The sequence below is a fragment of the Candidatus Aeolococcus gillhamiae genome (genome assembly GCF_016464765.1).
GTDB classification, from domain to species: Bacteria; Chloroflexota; Dormibacteria; order Aeolococcales; family Aeolococcaceae; genus Aeolococcus; species Aeolococcus gillhamiae.
In genome coordinates, this window is record NZ_JAEKNS010000131.1 from 1 (window position 1) to 15,573 (window position 15,573).

General features: G+C 68.1%; 15 protein-coding genes. 8 read left to right on the forward strand and 7 right to left on the reverse strand.

Annotated features, from left to right (window positions below; genetic code table 11):
• Together metK and JF886_RS12720 are read left to right on the forward strand one after the other, a co-directional pair.
• Window positions 1–828, forward strand: an 828-nt coding sequence (metK, locus tag JF886_RS12715; RefSeq protein WP_337313026.1) for a methionine adenosyltransferase, incomplete at its 5' end; no start/stop codon positions are given.
• A gap of 36 nt (window positions 829–864) precedes the next feature.
• Complete coding sequence (locus tag JF886_RS12720) at window positions 865–2,001, forward strand: mannose-1-phosphate guanylyltransferase (protein ID WP_337313028.1); 1,137 nt, start codon at window positions 865–867, stop codon at window positions 1,999–2,001.
• A gap of 18 nt (window positions 2,002–2,019) precedes the next feature.
• On the opposite strand, the gene JF886_RS12725 is transcribed toward JF886_RS12720, so the two are convergent.
• Window positions 2,020–2,451 (reverse strand): hypothetical protein, encoded by a 432-nt coding sequence (locus tag JF886_RS12725; RefSeq protein ID WP_337313030.1) that lies wholly within the window; start codon window positions 2,449–2,451, stop codon window positions 2,020–2,022.
• Between the two features lie 88 nt (window positions 2,452–2,539).
• Here JF886_RS12725 and JF886_RS12730 point away from each other — a divergent pair, with 88 nt between their 5' ends.
• The 3 genes from JF886_RS12730 to JF886_RS12740 are packed head-to-tail and all read left to right on the forward strand — an operon-like array spanning window position 2,540 to window position 5,248.
• Window positions 2,540–3,994: a phosphoglucomutase/phosphomannomutase family protein gene (locus tag JF886_RS12730; RefSeq protein ID WP_337313032.1), complete on the forward strand. Its 1,455-nt coding sequence runs from the start codon at window positions 2,540–2,542 to the stop codon at window positions 3,992–3,994.
• The gene (locus tag JF886_RS12735) at window positions 3,987–4,385 is read left to right on the forward strand and encodes a cupin domain-containing protein (protein ID WP_337313034.1); all 399 of its coding nucleotides are present in this window, start codon (window positions 3,987–3,989) and stop codon (window positions 4,383–4,385) included. Before JF886_RS12730 ends, JF886_RS12735 begins: the two co-directional genes overlap by 8 nt.
• A gap of 8 nt (window positions 4,386–4,393) precedes the next feature.
• Window positions 4,394–5,248, forward strand: a complete 855-nt coding sequence (locus JF886_RS12740; protein ID WP_337313036.1) for a hypothetical protein — start codon at window positions 4,394–4,396, stop codon at window positions 5,246–5,248.
• 3 nt (window positions 5,249–5,251) lie between these two features.
• Here the strand turns inward: JF886_RS12740 and JF886_RS12745 are convergent, their stop codons facing one another.
• From JF886_RS12745 to JF886_RS12770, 6 genes are all read right to left on the reverse strand, one after another.
• Window positions 5,252–6,043: a GGDEF domain-containing protein gene (locus JF886_RS12745; protein WP_337313037.1), complete on the reverse strand. Its 792-nt coding sequence runs from the start codon at window positions 6,041–6,043 to the stop codon at window positions 5,252–5,254.
• Window positions 6,044–6,112: 69 nt separating this feature from the next.
• Window positions 6,113–6,871, reverse strand: coding sequence for an ABC transporter ATP-binding protein (locus JF886_RS12750; protein WP_337313039.1), 759 nt, complete (start codon window positions 6,869–6,871; stop codon window positions 6,113–6,115).
• A complete protein-coding gene (locus JF886_RS12755; RefSeq protein ID WP_337313040.1) occupies window positions 6,868–7,653 on the reverse strand; it encodes an ABC transporter ATP-binding protein in 786 nt (261 codons plus the stop codon). Before JF886_RS12755 ends, JF886_RS12750 begins: the two co-directional genes overlap by 4 nt.
• A 1-nt stretch (window position 7,654) precedes the next feature.
• Complete coding sequence (locus tag JF886_RS12760; protein WP_337313041.1) at window positions 7,655–9,217, reverse strand: branched-chain amino acid ABC transporter permease; 1,563 nt, start codon at window positions 9,215–9,217, stop codon at window positions 7,655–7,657.
• Complete coding sequence (locus JF886_RS12765) at window positions 9,210–10,376, reverse strand: branched-chain amino acid ABC transporter permease (RefSeq protein WP_337313043.1); 1,167 nt, start codon at window positions 10,374–10,376, stop codon at window positions 9,210–9,212. Before JF886_RS12765 ends, JF886_RS12760 begins: the two co-directional genes overlap by 8 nt.
• A 72-nt stretch (window positions 10,377–10,448) precedes the next feature.
• Entirely contained in the window at window positions 10,449–11,807 is a 1,359-nt protein-coding gene (locus JF886_RS12770; RefSeq protein WP_337313046.1) for a branched-chain amino acid ABC transporter substrate-binding protein, read from the reverse strand.
• 169 nt (window positions 11,808–11,976) lie between these two features.
• On the opposite strand from JF886_RS12770, the gene JF886_RS12775 reads away from it, so the two are divergent.
• The 3 genes from JF886_RS12775 to JF886_RS12785 all read left to right on the forward strand — a co-directional run bounded on the left by JF886_RS12775 (window position 11,977) and on the right by JF886_RS12785 (window position 15,573).
• The gene (locus JF886_RS12775; RefSeq protein WP_337313047.1) at window positions 11,977–12,642 is read left to right on the forward strand and encodes a hypothetical protein; all 666 of its coding nucleotides are present in this window, start codon (window positions 11,977–11,979) and stop codon (window positions 12,640–12,642) included.
• Between the two features lie 115 nt (window positions 12,643–12,757).
• The gene (locus tag JF886_RS12780; protein ID WP_337313049.1) at window positions 12,758–14,071 is read left to right on the forward strand and encodes an aspartate aminotransferase family protein; all 1,314 of its coding nucleotides are present in this window, start codon (window positions 12,758–12,760) and stop codon (window positions 14,069–14,071) included.
• The gene (locus JF886_RS12785; RefSeq protein ID WP_337313051.1) at window positions 14,068–15,573 is read left to right on the forward strand and encodes an aldehyde dehydrogenase family protein; all 1,506 of its coding nucleotides are present in this window, start codon (window positions 14,068–14,070) and stop codon (window positions 15,571–15,573) included. The genes JF886_RS12780 and JF886_RS12785 overlap by 4 nt, the downstream gene beginning before the upstream one ends.

Sequence of the window (15,573 nt, forward strand, 5' to 3'; positions counted from 1 at the left end):
GGCATCATGTTCGGCTATGCCTGCACGGAGACGACGGCGCTCATGCCGGCCCCGCTGCACTACGCCCACCAGATCCTGCTTCGAATGCGCGACGGCCGCGTAGCTAACGACCCGGCGGTCGCCGGCCTGCTGCCCGACGCCAAGAGCCAAGTCACGCTGAAATACGTCGACGGCAAGCCGGTCAAGGCCACCAGCATCGTCGTATCGACGCAGCACGAAGAGGGCATGGATCAGGCCGACATCAAGCATCGCCTCAAGGGCTTGATCACCGACATCCTGCCCGAGGGTTGGATGTGCTCGGACTCGGACCTCTACGTGAACCCGACCGGCAATTTCGTCATCGGCGGCCCCGACGGCGACGCCGGGCTGACCGGCCGCAAGATCATCGTCGACACCTATGGCGGCGCCTCGCCGCACGGGGGCGGAGCGTTCAGCGGCAAGGACCCGACCAAGGTGGACCGCAGCGCCGCCTACGGGGCGCGCTGGGTGGCCAAGAACCTCGTGGCCGCCGGGATGGCCGCCAAGTGCGAGATCCAGGTGGCCTACGCGATCGGCGTGGTGAAGCCGGTCTCGGTGCTGGTGGAGACATTCGGCACCGAGACCATCCCCGTGGAGCAGATCGAGGAGCTGATCAACAAGCACTTCGACCTCTCCCCGTTCGGGATCATCTCGGCGCTCGAGCTGCGCCGTCCCATCTACCGCCAGGTGGCGGCGTTCGGTCACTTCGGACGCCATGACCTCGACCTTCCCTGGGAGCGCACCGACCGTGCCCTGGACCTCGCCGAGGAAGCCGGCACGACGCCGATGCTCGCTGTCGCGGCGGGCTGACCCCGCACTCTCGTCTCCTCGGTCATCATCGCGGCCGTGGCTTTGCACATCCTCGTCCTCGCGGGGGGCAGCGGCACTCGGCTGTGGCCCCTGAGCCGCGGCGCGCGGCCCAAGCACCTCCTGTCGCTGGGCCCTGACGGTCAGACGCTGTTGCAGGCCACCGTCGAGCGGGTGGCGCCCCTGGCCGACGAGGTTCACGTGGTCACCGCCGCCGAGCAGGCCGAGGCCTGTGCCGTCGTGCTCCACGGCACCAGTGCACCCGTCTCGATCATCGCCGAGCCCACCGCACGTGGCACCGGTCCCGCACTGGGGCTGGCGGTTCATCGGATCGCCCGACGCGACCCCGATGCGCTGATCGTCTCCGTGCACGCCGACCACCACGTCGACGACACCGAGGCATATCGCGCCGCGGTGCTCGCCGTTGCCGGGTGGGCGGCCGCGACCGGCGGACTGGCCACGATCGGGCTGCCGCCCACCTTCCCGTCGACGGCCCTGGGCTACATCGCGGTCGGGGCGGGCGAGCCGCCCGACCGGTGGGTGTCCCCGCCCGGTCCCGCCGCCGACCCGGTCCTGCTCGCCGCGGCGGCGGCCCTGCCGGCTGCGCACGCCGACGCCTTCGTGGAGAAGCCTCCGCTCGACCGCGCCACCGCCTTCTTCGAGGACGGCGACCACCTCTGGAACCTGGGCCTCTTCGCGTGGACGGCCGCCGCCTTCCTCGCCGAGCTGGCCGGCGCGGACGCCGGCCTGGACGCCAAGCTCCGCGACGTCGTGGATGCGCAGGCGGCAGGCGACGAGAAGGGTGCCGCGCAGATCTACGCGAGCCTGCCCGCCATCGCCGTCGACCCGCTCCTGATGGAGGGCAGCGCGAGCCTCACCGTGGTGCGAGCCGGGTTCGGCTGGTCGGACCTGGGGTCGTGGTCAGACCTCCTCGCCGCGCGGGCGGGGCGCGCCGACGACGAGGGCAACGTGGTCGACGGCGACGTGTTGCTCATCGACTCCCGCGACTGCCTGGTCGAGGCGGTCGGCGGCCGCACCGTCGCCGTGCTCGGCCTCGAGGGGATGGTGGTGATCGATACCGGCGACGCCGTCCTGGTGATGCCGGCCGGCGCCTCGCAGCAGGTCAAGGCTGTCGTCGAACGGCTGCGCAGGGAAGGGCGTACCGAGCTGCTCTGAACCGTTCCGCGGCGACGCTCAGGGCGGGGTGGGCTTGGCGGTGAGCTCGAAGGTGACCGAGGCGATTGTCCCCAGCGGCGCCGGCCCGGTGAGCTCGACGGCGGTGGCGCTCCCCGGGCTCACGTTGATCTGGCCGCCGCTGACGTCGCCGATGAGTGCGTGGTGCGGATCGTAGAGCGACCCGCGGATGCTGATCGCGATCGTGGACTTGGCGGTGGATCGGACCGTCAGGTGGGCCACCAGCGAGCGCGATTCATCCAGCTTGAAGGTGACGGACGCGGTGTCGATGGTGGCGCGGGCGTTGCCCTGCTGGCCGACGGACACCGACCTGGTCGCGAACGGGCTCGCGGACGGCGCCTGCGGCAGCTTGGTGTCGTCACCGCATCCGCTCACGCATGCGAGCAACACCGCGACGCAGGCGGGGCCGAGAAGTCGTCGCAGCAGCCGCATTTGCGGCATCGTAGCAAGTGGGTCCGGCGACCCCAGCGGTCGTCTGGCGTGTCCGGACGTCACCCCCCATCGGGCAGAATGCGCGCTGATGGCAGCTGAGATCCATTTCGGGACCGACGGCTGGAGGGCGGTGGTCGGCGACGACTTCACCTACGAGAACGTCCGTGCTGTGGCCCAGGGAGTCGCCGCCTACCTCGATGGCGAGTCACGCCCCGTGGTGGTCGGCCACGACGCCCGCTACTGCGCAGAGCTATTCGCACGCGAGGTCGCCCGCGTCCTTGCCGCCAACGGGCGGAGCGTCATCCTGCTCGACGGCGTCACGCCCACTCCGGCGGTGTCCTGGACGGTGGTGCAGAAGGGCGCGGCGGGAGGAGTTGTGGTCACCGCCAGCCACAACCCGATGGAGTTCAACGGTCTCAAGTACAAGCCGGATTTCGGCGGATCAGCCTCGCCCGAGGTGGTCGAGGAGCTCGAGAAGAACACGGTGAAGGCGCTCTCGAAAGGCGTCAAGACGATGCCGTTCGAGGAGGCTGTCAGCTCGGGTGGGGTCACGCTTCTCGATCCCCTTCCCTCGTACTGTGAACAGCTGGGACGGATGGTCGACCTGCCCCGCCTCCGTGGCGCCGGGCTGAAGGTCGCCCACGAGGCGATGTACGGCGCCGGCGCCGGGCTTATCGCGCGCGTCCTCGACGGTGGCAGCACAGCGGTCACCGAGCTGCACGGGGAGCGCAACCCCGGCTTCGGCGGCATGCACCCGGAACCGATCGACCGGTACATGCCGGAGGCGATGGCTCTGATGGGCGAGGGTCGCCACGACGTGCTCATCGCCAACGACGGCGACGCCGACCGGGTCGGCATCATCGACGAGACCGGGCGGTATGTGAACCAGCTCGAGGTGATGGCGCTCTTCACTATGTTCCTGCTCGAGAAGCGCGGCGAGCGCGGCGACATCGTGCGTTCCCTGACCACGACCGGCATGGTCGACGACCTCGGTGAGCGCTTCGGCGTGACCGTGCACGAGCTGCCCGTGGGTTTCAAGTACATCGGCGCCTGCATGCGCGAGACCGATGCGCTGCTCGGCGGTGAGGAATCTGGCGGCTTCGCATTCCGCGGCCACATCCCCGAGCGCGACGGCATCCTCGCCGGGCTGTTGATGGCCGATATGATCGTCGAGTACCAGCAGCCGCTGTCCGAGATCCTCGAGCACCTCTTTGCGCTGGTCGGTCCGCACGCCTACAAGCGCGACGACATCCGCTTCGATCGCGACGGCTACGAGAAGCGCAAGGCGGACGTGTACAAGCGCATGCAGAAGGACGCACCCAAGGAGCTCGCCGGCGAGGAGGTGATCCGCACCCGCACCGACGACGGGTTCAAGTTTTATCTCGAGGACGGATCGTGGGCGCTGATGCGGATGAGCGGTACCGAGCCGCTGATGCGCGTGTACAGCGAGGCAGCCACACCGGCACGGGTCGATGCGCTCATCGGGGCACTCGAGCAGCACGTCGGCGTGCGGGTGGGTCCGGACGGGACAGCGCGTGAGTGACGTCGTCGACTCCGCGGACGTCCAGGCGGCCAACACGAGCCGCATCGACAAACCCTGGGGCCACGAGCTGCGCTGGGCGATCACCGACCGCTACCTGGGCAAGCTCATCCACGTCAACCGCGGGCAGCAGCTCAGCCTGCAGTACCACGTGCAGAAGGACGAGTCGATCTACATCGCCTCGGGCCTGCTCGACTTGGTCCTGGAGGACCACGCCGGAGAGGTGCGCGTGCATCGGATGACGCCGGGCATGAGCGCGCGGGTCCGTCCCGGGCGCCGACACCGCTTCATCGCTGTGGAGGACACCGACCTGTTCGAGGTCTCGTCGCCTGAGATCGACGACGTGGTACGCCTGGAGGACAGCTACGGACGCGAGGGCACCAGCTCGGCCTGAGTCCCCCGGTGGATAACCGGCCCAACACTCGCCGCCGCCGCGGCAACGCCTTCTACGCTGAAAGCGCCCGTGCCGCGCTGGGTATCGGCGGCGAGGTGCACTCGCTGGCGGACGTTCCTCTTCCGCTGGTGCACACCGCTCTCGGGATCGCGGTGTGCGCGGTGGTGGCCGCGCTGCGTCCCCAGGTTCTCGGGCTTCGCGCCAGCGTCACGGTCTGCGGTTCGCTCGCGCTGCTCACGGCGCTGACGCTCACCCTGTACGACCGGCTCGTCTACGGTCGCGATCTGCGCCACGCGCTGGCGGCGACCTTCCTACCGTTGGCGGCGATCGGCGCCTTCGTGGCGGTGCTTGCGGGCACCGGCGACCTCCTGTTGCGTCTGCCGGCGGGGCTGGTGACTGCGCTGGTGGTCGGGGGCATCCCACATCTCGGCGGCCTGCGCGCGGCCGGGCGGGAGGGGATGGTGACGCGGCTGCTCCGCGACGGCACCGGCGTGGTGGTGCTCGCGCCCCTGCTGCTGGCGGCCTACAACGGCACCCTGTCGAGATCCGCGAGCGCCGCGCTCGCGGGCGCCTCCGTCCTGCTCGTGTCCGCCGACGCCCTGCTCACCGAGGAGCTCCACGGGCGCGTTGCTGTCGCCGGGGCCGGGTTGATCGCGGCCATCATGGCCGGGCTCGTCTTCGTGTTGCCCACCGGCGGGCGCGACACCGTTCGCACCGGGCTGCTTCTGGTGGTCTGGTACGGCCTGCGCGGACTGGTCGGCGCGTCGTTCAGCCGCGGTCGCACCCGCGGTTTGGTGATCGAGTACGCGATGTTCGTCGCACTCGCGGCCGGGGTGATCGTGGCGCGCGCGTTGCGCGGGTAGCGGCTAGCGGCGCGCGGCGCGCACTGGGCGGATGGAGCGGGAGCGGCGCCCGGCGTACAGCGCGGCGTCGGCGCGCTTCACCAGCGCATCGACGCTGTCCTCGGCAGCAAGCTCCGCGATGCCCACGCTGATGGTGCCGCCGCTCTGCTTCTCCACGTGCGCGGACAGGGTGGCGGCGGTCCGCGCGGCATCGGCAGCGGTGCTGTCGGTCAGTACGCAGACGAACTCGTCGCCGCCGTAGCGGATGATCAGGTCGTAGGAGCGCAGACGGTCGCGCATCGCCGCGACCGTGGCGCGCAAGCGTTCGTCCCCGGCGGCGTGGCCTGCGCTGTCGTTGACAGCCTTGAGCCCGTCCACGTCGACGAAGATGACCACCAGGCCCTTGCCGGCAATGCGCCGGCTGCGGTCGATCTCCCGCTGGAGCGCGGCCATGCCCGCGCCGCGACGCAGGGCGCCCGTCAACTCGTCGACCGTGACCTGGCCCGCCAGTCGGGCGCACTGGTCCACCAACGCCCGGAGGCGGTCGACTGCGCGGCCGACGTCCTCGTCGCGCATCCGGCCCAGCGCGGCATCGGGCACGCCGAGAGCCGCGGCGAGTACCCGGCGCGCACGGGGCAGGGACAGCCCGGCACGTTCGTGCGCCTGGGTTGCGCTGGCCCAGCCCACCAGGTCGGCGGTGACGTCGCTGAGGTCGGGGAGGGCGGCCGCCAGCGCCTCGCGGCTCAGCTCGTATGTCTCAGCCGCGTCCTTGGCAACCGCCGCCTCAACTCCCGCGTTCTTGACCTGGCGTGCCACGCGATCCCCTTCATGCGTTCTGGCTGGTGCCAATGGTGACACGAACGCAAGTTCCGTGCAGACTGCCGGCTACATCCCCAGATAGGCGCGCTGAACGTCGGGGGAGTTGAGGAGCTCCTCGGCCGACCCCTTGGTGGCCACCTCACCATTCTCGAGCACGTATCCGCGGCGCGCGGTGTTGAGGGCGAGCAGCGCGTTCTGTTCGATCAGCAGGACGGTGGTACCGCCCTGGTTGATCTCGCGGATGACCGCGAAGACGGCGTCCACCACGATTGGCGCAAGCCCCAGCGACGGCTCGTCCAGCAAGAGAACGGTGGGACGAGCCATCAGAGCGCGCCCGATCGCCACCATCTGCTGTTCGCCACCGGAGAGGCTCCCCGCCAGCTGGCGCGAGCGCTCCTTCACCCGCGGAAACAGCTCGTACACACGGTCAAAGTCAGTGCGGATGCCGGCGCGGTCGCGCCTGGAGTAGGCACCCATCTCCAGGTTCTCCCTCACCGTCAGGCGGCTGAAAAGGCGCCGCCCCTCGGGCGCGTGGCCGACGCCGAGACGAGCGATCTTCTCCGAGCCGAATCCAGAGATGCGCTCGCCGCGCAGCAGCACCTCCCCCTTGGCGGGGCGGACCAGGCCGCTGATGGTGCGCAGCGTGGTGCTCTTGCCGGCCCCGTTGCTGCCGATCAGGGCGACGATCTCGCCCTCGTTAACGATGAGCGAGACCCCGCGCAATGCCTGGGTGCGTCCGTAAAAGACGTCGACGTCGCGCAGCTCGAGGACAGGTGCTCCCTCGAGCGCGGGATCACGCGCCGGTGCCACCTCGGCAGTAGTCATGCGCCGCCGCCCATGGCTGCGGCTGCCCCTTGGCCGAGGTAGGCCTCGATCACCTGGGGGTTGTTGCGCACATCCCGAGGCACGCCCTCGGTGATCTTCTCGCCATGGTCGAGGACGACGATGCGATCACTGATCTCCATGACCACCTTCATGTCGTGCTCGATGAGAAAGATGGTCAGGCCCTCGTCGCGCAGGCGCGCGATCAGACCCATCAGCTCCTTCTTCTCCTGCGGGTTCAAGCCCGCCGCAGGCTCGTCGAGAAGCAGCAGGCGCGGCTGGGTGGCCAGCGCCCGAGCGATCTCGAGACGGCGCTGCAGTCCGTACGGGAGTTCGCGGGCGTAGGAACTGGCGTAGCGCGCGATGCCGAGCTGGTCGAGGAGGTCGAACGCCAGCTCCTGGACGGAACGCTCCTCGCTGCGCGCTCGCGGCGTCATGAGCGCGCCATCCCAGACGCGCTCCTTCATCCACCAGTGAGCGCCGACCATGACGTTGTCGAGCGCGGTCATGAACGAGAACAGGCGGATGTTCTGGAAAGTGCGCGCGATTCCCAGCGTGGTGATGCGATGCGGTGCGAGGCCGACGATGCTCGCGCCATCAAGGCGGATGTCACCCGACGTGACGGGAAAGAGGCCGGTCACGCAGTTGAAGGCGGTCGTCTTGCCGGCGCCGTTGGGACCGATCATGGAGAGGATCTCCCTCTCACCGACCGTGAAGGTCACGTCGGACACCGCCAGCAGGCCGCCGAACCGCTTGTTGAGGTTGGTCACCTCGAGCAGCGCCACCTCAGGCTATCCCCTGCACGGCGGCCAGCGACTCCCCCTCTCCACCGGTATTGTGCTCGAGCTCGATACGACGTGCACGACTGGGCAACAGGCCGCCAGGTCGGAAGAGCATCATGAGGATGAGCGCAGCGCCGTACACGATGTATGTGTAAGAGCTGAAGTCGATGCTGGCCAGCGCCTGGACGTTCAACGTCTGGCTCACAGTGGTCGACCACTCGTTCATGTGTGGGAGTGCCCAGAAGATGACAAAGGTGAGCACGAAACTCCCGAGGATCACCCCGGTGATGTTGCCGATGCCACCGAGCACAATGATGCTGAGCACAGCGATGGAGATCGAGAAGCTGAAGTCGTCTGGCGACACGATGGTCACCAGCGCGCCATAGAAGGCGCCCGCCAGGCCACTCACCGAGGCGCCGATGGCGAAGGCGAGCAGCTTTGTGGATGTCGTATTGATGCCTGTCGCGGCCGCGGCCACCTCGTCCTCGCGGAGGGCCACCCACGCTCGACCGACGCGCGTCTGGTAGATGTTGCGCAGCAGCACGACCACGACGATCACAAGAACCAGCAGCGTCCAGTAGAAGTACTGCGGGTTGTTGCCGAAGTGGAGACCGAAGACCGTTGGAGAGTCAATCCCTGAGATCCCGTTGGGCCCACCCGTCAGGTTGAAGACGTTGTTGGTTGCGAGATCTGGCACGATCTCACCGAATCCTAGTGTCACGATCGCCAGGTAGTCACCACGGAGTCGCAGTGTCGGCGCGCCCAGCACCGCGCCGAACAGCGAGGCGACCCAGGCGCCGATGAAGATGAGCACCCAGAAGGGCAGGTGGATGTGGTGCGCGGGAGAGGCCAGCGAGGCGCACGCATACGCGCCGATGGCGAAAAACGCCGCGTAGCCGAGGTCGAGCAGCCCGGCAAAACCAACCACGACGTTCAAACCGAGGGCTAGCAGCGTGTAGATGGCCAGAGACGATGCCGCCCAGAGGAGAAAGTCCGGCGCCTGGTGGAACATGCCTGGCAGAAGGACACCGAATGGCAGCGCGGCGACGCCGAAAGCGAGGTTGGGGCGGGTGATCATCCAGCGGCGGCTCGCGTAGATGATCGCGGCCAGCGCGTAACCGTACATCGTGAGCCACACAGCGGAGTCGGTGGTGGTGTTGCTCGAGGTGGTGCCGAAGAGCGGCTCCTCCTGAAAGACGCGGACGAGCAGCCACACCGCGATCGTCAGCACCAGACCGGTGAGCGCCGCGACCAGCCGCACTCGGTCGGCCCGTCGTCCCAGCGGTCTGCGTGCGAAGCGCGCACCTAGCTCGGCCAGCGGCGACAGCACCAGGATGAGCATGGTCACCGCCAGCACGTACACGAGGATCGTCCCGATCCCCGTCGGGGAGGAGACCACGACATCCTGCGGGCTCGATCCCGCCCCGGCGGAGAACGGACCGACGAACCACGGCAGCAGCCAGCCCATGAGCAAGAGAAATGCCGCTGTGCCGCTGAGGATCCAGAAGACCCCGGTCCCCTGCACGCGGCTCCCGGGTCGGAACAGGCGGAAAAGCCGGTTAAGCACGGGTGGTCACATCAACACCGAACAGACCGACGGGACGGAAGGTGAGGATGAGCACCAGGACGGCGAAGATGAGCGACTCGCTCCACTCGCCACCGGCGAGTGAACCACCGAAGACATAGATGATGCCGATGAGGAATCCGCCCACACCGGCGCCCACGATGTTGCCGATGCCGCCGAGCACCGCGGCCGTGAAAGCAATGATGCCAAGGCGGAAGCCGAGGTTCCACTTGACGTCACCGTAGTTGATGCTGTAGATGATCGCCGCGGCCGCGGCCAGGGCCGAGCCGATGAAGAACGTCACCGAGATGGTGCGGTTGATGTTGATGCCGCACAGCAGCGCAGCGGAGCGATCCTGTGCGGTGGCGCGCATCGCCTTGCCGAGCCGGGTGCCGCGGACGAACGCGCCGAGGCCGAACATCAGCGCCAGCGCCATACCCACCACGAAGATGTCCTTGGTCCCCACCGACACTCCTCCGACTTGGAATGCGGTTCCGGTGATCCAGTTGGCATTGTGCGTGGCGGTGTTGTCCGGTCCGAACTTCACCAGCATGACGCCCTCGATGACGAAGGAAACGCCGATTGCGGTGATCAGTGGCGCCAGTCGAGGCGCATCGCGCAGCCGCCGATACGCCACGCGTTCGATGGCCATGCCGGTGAGGCCGGCCGCCACCATCGAGAGCGGGAAGAGGATCAGCAGTGCGAGGACGAGCCCGGTGAAGCTGCTGGTGGCCAGCGAGTCCAGGCGGAGCTTGTCCGCGAAGATGATCGCGTAGAACCCGGATAGGGTGAACACGTCGCCATGCGCGAAGTTGATCAGTTCGATGATCCCGTAGACCATCGTGTACCCGATCGCGACCAGGGCGTAGATTGCGCCCAGGACCATGGCGTTCCTGATCTGCTGGCCCATGAGGGTTCCGCCGCCGCTGTGGAAGACCGCAACCCCGGCGACGACGATTGCCGCAAGTAGGAGCGCCGCGAACCGGTTCGATACCTGCCGGTTGACGGCACGGAGGAACGGGAGCGTCGACCGGCCTACGCCACCCGTGGGCCGTGGCCGCGGAGCCAGCCCGGCCGCGACGACAAGCGACCGCTTCCCAGGGGCTGCCGGGGGGATGACTGTGCCCGACCCGTCCGCCACGGGCCCGCTTCCTTCGCTCATACCGTCTCCGCGACGCGTAAAAGAAAAAGGGGAGAGCGCGTGGCGCGCTCTCCCCTTAAGGTCGGTTGGTGTCTAACCCTTGACCGTGACGGTGCCGCTGGTGTCGACGGCGTACGTCTTGTCAGCCGTCCAGGCGCCACCGCTGACCTTGTACAGGGTGAACCCTGTGTTGGTAGTGTCGCCATTGGAGTCGAAGGTGGTGTGCCCGAGCGCGCCGTCGTACGCAGTGCTGTGCAGCTGCTGGACGACCGCGTCACGGAAGGTCTGTGCATCCGAGGGCAGCTGGCCGCTGTTGGCGTTGATGGCGGCCTTGATCGCCTGGATCAGGATGTTCATGGCGTCGTAGCCGTACGCGCTGTACGGCTCCTTCTTCGCGTCATTGTTTGGCGGTGTCAGGCTGGAAAAGTGCGAGGCGTAATCGGAGTAGAACTGCGTTGAGCTCGACAGCTTGGTGACGTCCGGCGCGCTGGTGGCCTCCGCGCCCTCAGCGGCTGTTGCCTTGGAGCCCGAGTTGGCATCCGTGATGAACTTGGTGTCCTGGCATCCGTCGCCCCCGAGGAGCGGGATGGTCAGGCCGGCGGCGGCCATGTCCCTGCGTACCAGGCCGCACCCGTTGCCGGTGGTGCCGCCGAAGAAGAGCACCTGAGCGCCCTTGCTCTGGGCGTCGCTCATCTGGGTTGCGAAGGTTGTCGTCGCGCCCGGGAGGCTGGTCGACGCCACGACTGTGCCGCCCTGCGCCATGAACGACTTCTCAAAGAGGAGGGCGAGGCCGCGTCCGTACGCCTCCTGGTCGTCGATCACGTACGCCTTGGTGGCGTTGAGCGACTTGGCCGCGACGTACCCGAGGATGGTTCCCTGGCTGACGTCACTCGCGATGACGCGGAAGTATGTGTGCGGGCCCTGGTACAGCGACGCCGTGTCGATCTTGATGGTCGGGTCACTGCACACGGGAACCACGGCGGTGAGGCATGGGTTGGTGTTCGAGGGGCTGATCAGCGCCAGGTGAGCCGCGGTCGCCTTGGGGATCTCAGCGAGGGCAACGCTGGAGTTGAAGGGTCCGACGACGCCCACCACGGACGAGTCGGCGGCGAGCGCGGTGATGTTCTGAGCGCCCTGGGCCGGGTCGTGACCGTTCTTGGCGACGGAGGAGTCGTCCTTGCTGATGTATTTCAGCGTGCACCCGCCGAGGACCTTGTTTTGGTTTGCCTGGAAGACGGCGAGTTCAGCTCCGTGCGCAGGAAACGGTCCATCGGTGGCGTCTCCGCCGGTCAGCGGGAGGTCTGTGGCAACCGAGACGGTGCCTTTGCACCCGGCGATCCCGGCGCCGCCGGCGCTGCTGCTGTTGGTGTTGTTCGTCGAGGTGCCGCATGCCGACAGTGCGATCAGCCCTGCGGCGCCCGCGATGGGCAGCAGCCTTCTGGACAAGCTCATGTAACTCTCCCCGGAGTGAACTGTGGACTAGGTGTGCTTATCTACACGCCGCCCTAGGTCAAAGTCAAACCGTGACGGCCGCTGAGTGACTGGCCTTCGCGTCAAACGCCCCGGCCTTTGTGAAGGATTGCAAAGAGATGTTGAGAGAACGCGGCGAACAGTCCGCCTGATGGCCGCGATCCTCGCGTCCGTGATCAGCGCGATCTTTGCTTGGGTGGTGTTCACGCGTTTCACGCGCACGGGGAGACCCGCCTTCGCGGCGTGGACGGCCGGCCTGCTCATCTTCGCCGCCGCGGCCGCCTGCCAGGCGATCGGGGAACGCATCGGCTTCAACGCGCCGCTGTTCCGCGCGTTCTACCTGCTCGGCGGGGTGCTCGGGGTGATCTGGTTGTCGATGGGGACGCTGTTCCTGCTGGCGCCGGCGCGGGGGGCGCGGATCGCCACGCTGATCCTCGCCGCGCTGACCCTGCTCATCTCCGTCGATGCCGCGGTCGTTCAGGTCGACGCGGCGCGCCTGAGCAGCACATCCGGCGTTCTCGGCGACGCCATCTCCCACGGGTCACCGCTTCAGCTTGGCGCCGTCGTCCTCAACATCGTCGGCACCCTGATCCTCGTGGGCGGGTCGGCCTGGTCGGCGTACCGGCTGCTGCGCGACCACGGCGGCGCCGACCGTGTGATCTGCAACGTACTCCTCACCATCGGCGCGTTCGTGATCGCCGCCGGTTTCAGCGCTGCCAAGATCGCCGGCGGATCCCTGGACACCCTGGGCGTCTACGAGGCGATCGGCATCGCTGTCATGTTCGTTGGCTTCCTGAGCATCGGGCGGTTCCGCTAGGGCGCGTTGCGGCGGACTGTTGGCTCGGATTCAGCCGAATCCTCAGGCCACGCGCTACCCTGCTCTCCGGCCGCGCAACCGGGGAGACCGCGGACCAATCACGGAGGAGAACGCGGTGCCCGACCTTGCCGTCCGGCGCAGCGAGAGCGCCGGGGTGTGGCGAGAGCGCGATGCGGAGCTGATCTCGCCGGCGTACTCGCGGTACACCGACCTGGTGGTGGACCACGCCAAGGGCGCGCATCTCTACACGGTCGACGGACGCGACGTGCTCGATTTCGGCTGCGGGATCGGGGTCACCAACCTCGGCCACCTCCACCCAGCGGTGGTGGGCGCCGTGCACGAACAGGTGGACAAGCTGTGGCACACCTCGGTCACCACGCTGCACCCCACGATGATCGAGGCCGCCGCCGCGCTGGTGTCCATCGCGCCTGACGGGCTCGACCAGGTGTTCCTCAACAACAGTGGCGCAGAGGCGGTGGAGTCGAGCATCAAGCTGGCGCGGCGCGCCACCGGGCGCACCGACGTCATCGCTTTCACCGGCGGCTTCCATGGGCGCACCTATGGTGCGCTGACGCTGACGGCCAGCAAGGCCAAGTACCGCAACGGGGTGGGGCCGTTCCTGCCGGGCGTGCACCACGTGCGCTACCCGAACTGCTTCCGCTACTGCGACCACCACCCCGACGAACCGTGCCCCATCGCGCGCGGCGATGAGATCGAGCACCTGTTCAAGACCATCGTCCCCAGTGACACGGTGGCCGCGATCATCGTGGAGCCGCTCCAGGGAGAGGGGGGATTCGTGGTGCCGCCTGCCGCGTTCCTGCCGCGCCTTCGCGAGATCTGCGATGAGCACGGAATCCTGCTCGTCTGCGACGAGGTGCAGAGCGGATTCGGCCGCACCGGTCGATTCTTCTGCGTCGAGCACAGTGGCGTACGGCCCGACATCATGTGCGTCGCCAAGGCCTTCGGCAACGGCCTGCCGATCGCTGCCATCGTGGCCACCCACGCGGTGATGTCGGCGTGGAACCCTGGTGAGCACGGCACCACGTATGGCGGCAACGCGGTGGCGTGCGCCGCAGCTGTCGCCGTGATCGAGACGATGCGCGCGGGACGCATCCCCGAGCGCGCCGCCGCCCTCGGCAAACGGGCGATGGACCGGCTGCAGGGCTGGAGCGAGCGATTCCCGGAGGTGGGCGACGTCCGCGGGCTGGGGCTGATGATCGGCATCGAGTTCATGCGCGGGACCGAGCCCGCGTCGGATGTCGCCGCCGACGTACAGCGCCGCTGCGTCGACAGCGATCTCCTCGTGCTCACCTGCGGCATCGACGACAACGTGGTGCGGCTGCTGCCGCCGCTCACCATCACCGAGGAGGAGCTCGACCGCGGCATCGACATCCTGGAGCGCTGCGTGACCGCGGCCGTGGAGCGATGATCAGCGAGCAGAGTGCAATCCACTCTGGCAACCTCATCGGCGGGGCGCGCCGCGAAGCTGCCAGCGGACGCACCTTCGAGTCGCGCAACCCGGCGCGGCACGGCGAGGTCGTCGGCGTCTTCGCGCAGAGCTCCGCAGCGGACGTCGACGCTGCGGTGGCCGCAGCCCAGCGCGCGCTCGGCGGTTGGCGGGCGACGCCGTGGCCGCGGCGCGGCGAGATCATCCTCGCCGCCGCGACCCTCATGGAGAAGCGCAAGGAGGATCTAGCCCGGTTGATGACGCGCGAGATGGGCAAGGTGCTCACCGAGGCTCGCGGCGACGTGCAGGAAGCCATCGACATGGGCAAGTTCATCGCCGGCGAAGGTCGCCGCGCATTCGGCGAGACCGTTCCCAGCGAGCTCCGCAACAAGTGGGCGATGACCATGCGCCAGCCGCTCGGTGTGATCGGGTGCGTGACGCCGTGGAACTTTCCCATCGCCATCCCGTCGTGGAAGATCTTCCCGGCGGTGATGGCCGGCAACACGGTGGTGTTCAAGCCCGCCGAGGACACGCCGCTGTGCGCGCTGCGCTTCGTGGAGATCCTCGAGGAGGCGGGCCTTCCTGCCGGTGTCGTCAACGTGGTCTTCGGCAACGAGGAGGCGGGGGAGGCGGTGGTCCGCCACGCCGGGACCATGGCCATCTTCTTCACCGGCAGTGCCGACACTGGCCGTTTGATCGCCGCCACCTGCGGATCGATGCTCAAGAAGGTGTCGCTGGAGCTCGGTGGCAAGAACGGCATCGTGGTGATGGATGACGCCGACCTCGAGCTCGCCGTCGAGGGCGCGCTCTGGGGCGCATTCGGCACCGCCGGCCAGCGCTGCACCGCCAGTTCCCGGCTGATCGTGTCGAGGAAGGTGCTCGCTGACTTCACCGACGCGTTGGTGGGGCGCACCCGAGCGCTCCGCCTCGGTGACGGGGTCGACGAGGGCGTCGACGTTGGACCGGTCATCAACGAGACACAGCTGCGTCGCATCCACCGGTACACCGAGATCGGCGTGGAGGAGGGTGCGCGCCTCCTCGCGGGCGGCACGGTGGCCCAAAACGGCGAGCTCGCGCAGGGATTTTTCTACAACCCCACCGTGTTCGGCGACGTCACCCCCTCGATGCGCATCGCCCAGGAGGAGATCTTCGGTCCCACCACAGCCATCATCCCCGTCGACTCGCTCGACGAGGCGCTGGCCGCGGCCAACAGCACGCAGTTCGGGCTCAGCCTGAGCATCTACACCAACGACCTGCGCCATGCCTTCCGCGCGATCCACGAGCTCGAGGCGGGAATCGTGTACGTCAACGCGCCCACCATCGGCGCGGAGATCCAGCTTCCGTTCGGGGGCACCAAGAACACCGGCAACGGACACCGCGAGGCCGGCGGCCACGTGCTCGATGAGTTCAGCGAGTGGAAGTCGATCTACATCGACTACAGCGGACGCCTGCAGCGGGCGCAGATCGACACCGACGAACAGTAG

Coding starts and splice junctions, on each gene's coding strand:
- JF886_RS12725 (WP_337313030.1), bottom strand. CDS start 2,451: ATGCGGCTGCTGCGACGACTTCTCGGCCCCGCCTGCGTCGCGGTGTTG.
- JF886_RS12775 (WP_337313047.1), top strand. CDS start 11,977: ATGGCCGCGATCCTCGCGTCCGTGATCAGCGCGATCTTTGCTTGGGTG.
- JF886_RS12730 (WP_337313032.1), top strand. CDS start 2,540: ATGGCAGCTGAGATCCATTTCGGGACCGACGGCTGGAGGGCGGTGGTC.
- JF886_RS12770 (WP_337313046.1), bottom strand. CDS start 11,807: ATGAGCTTGTCCAGAAGGCTGCTGCCCATCGCGGGCGCCGCAGGGCTG.
- JF886_RS12785 (WP_337313051.1), top strand. CDS start 14,068: ATGATCAGCGAGCAGAGTGCAATCCACTCTGGCAACCTCATCGGCGGG.
- JF886_RS12765 (WP_337313043.1), bottom strand. CDS start 10,376: ATGAGCGAAGGAAGCGGGCCCGTGGCGGACGGGTCGGGCACAGTCATC.
- JF886_RS12750 (WP_337313039.1), bottom strand. CDS start 6,871: ATGACTACTGCCGAGGTGGCACCGGCGCGTGATCCCGCGCTCGAGGGA.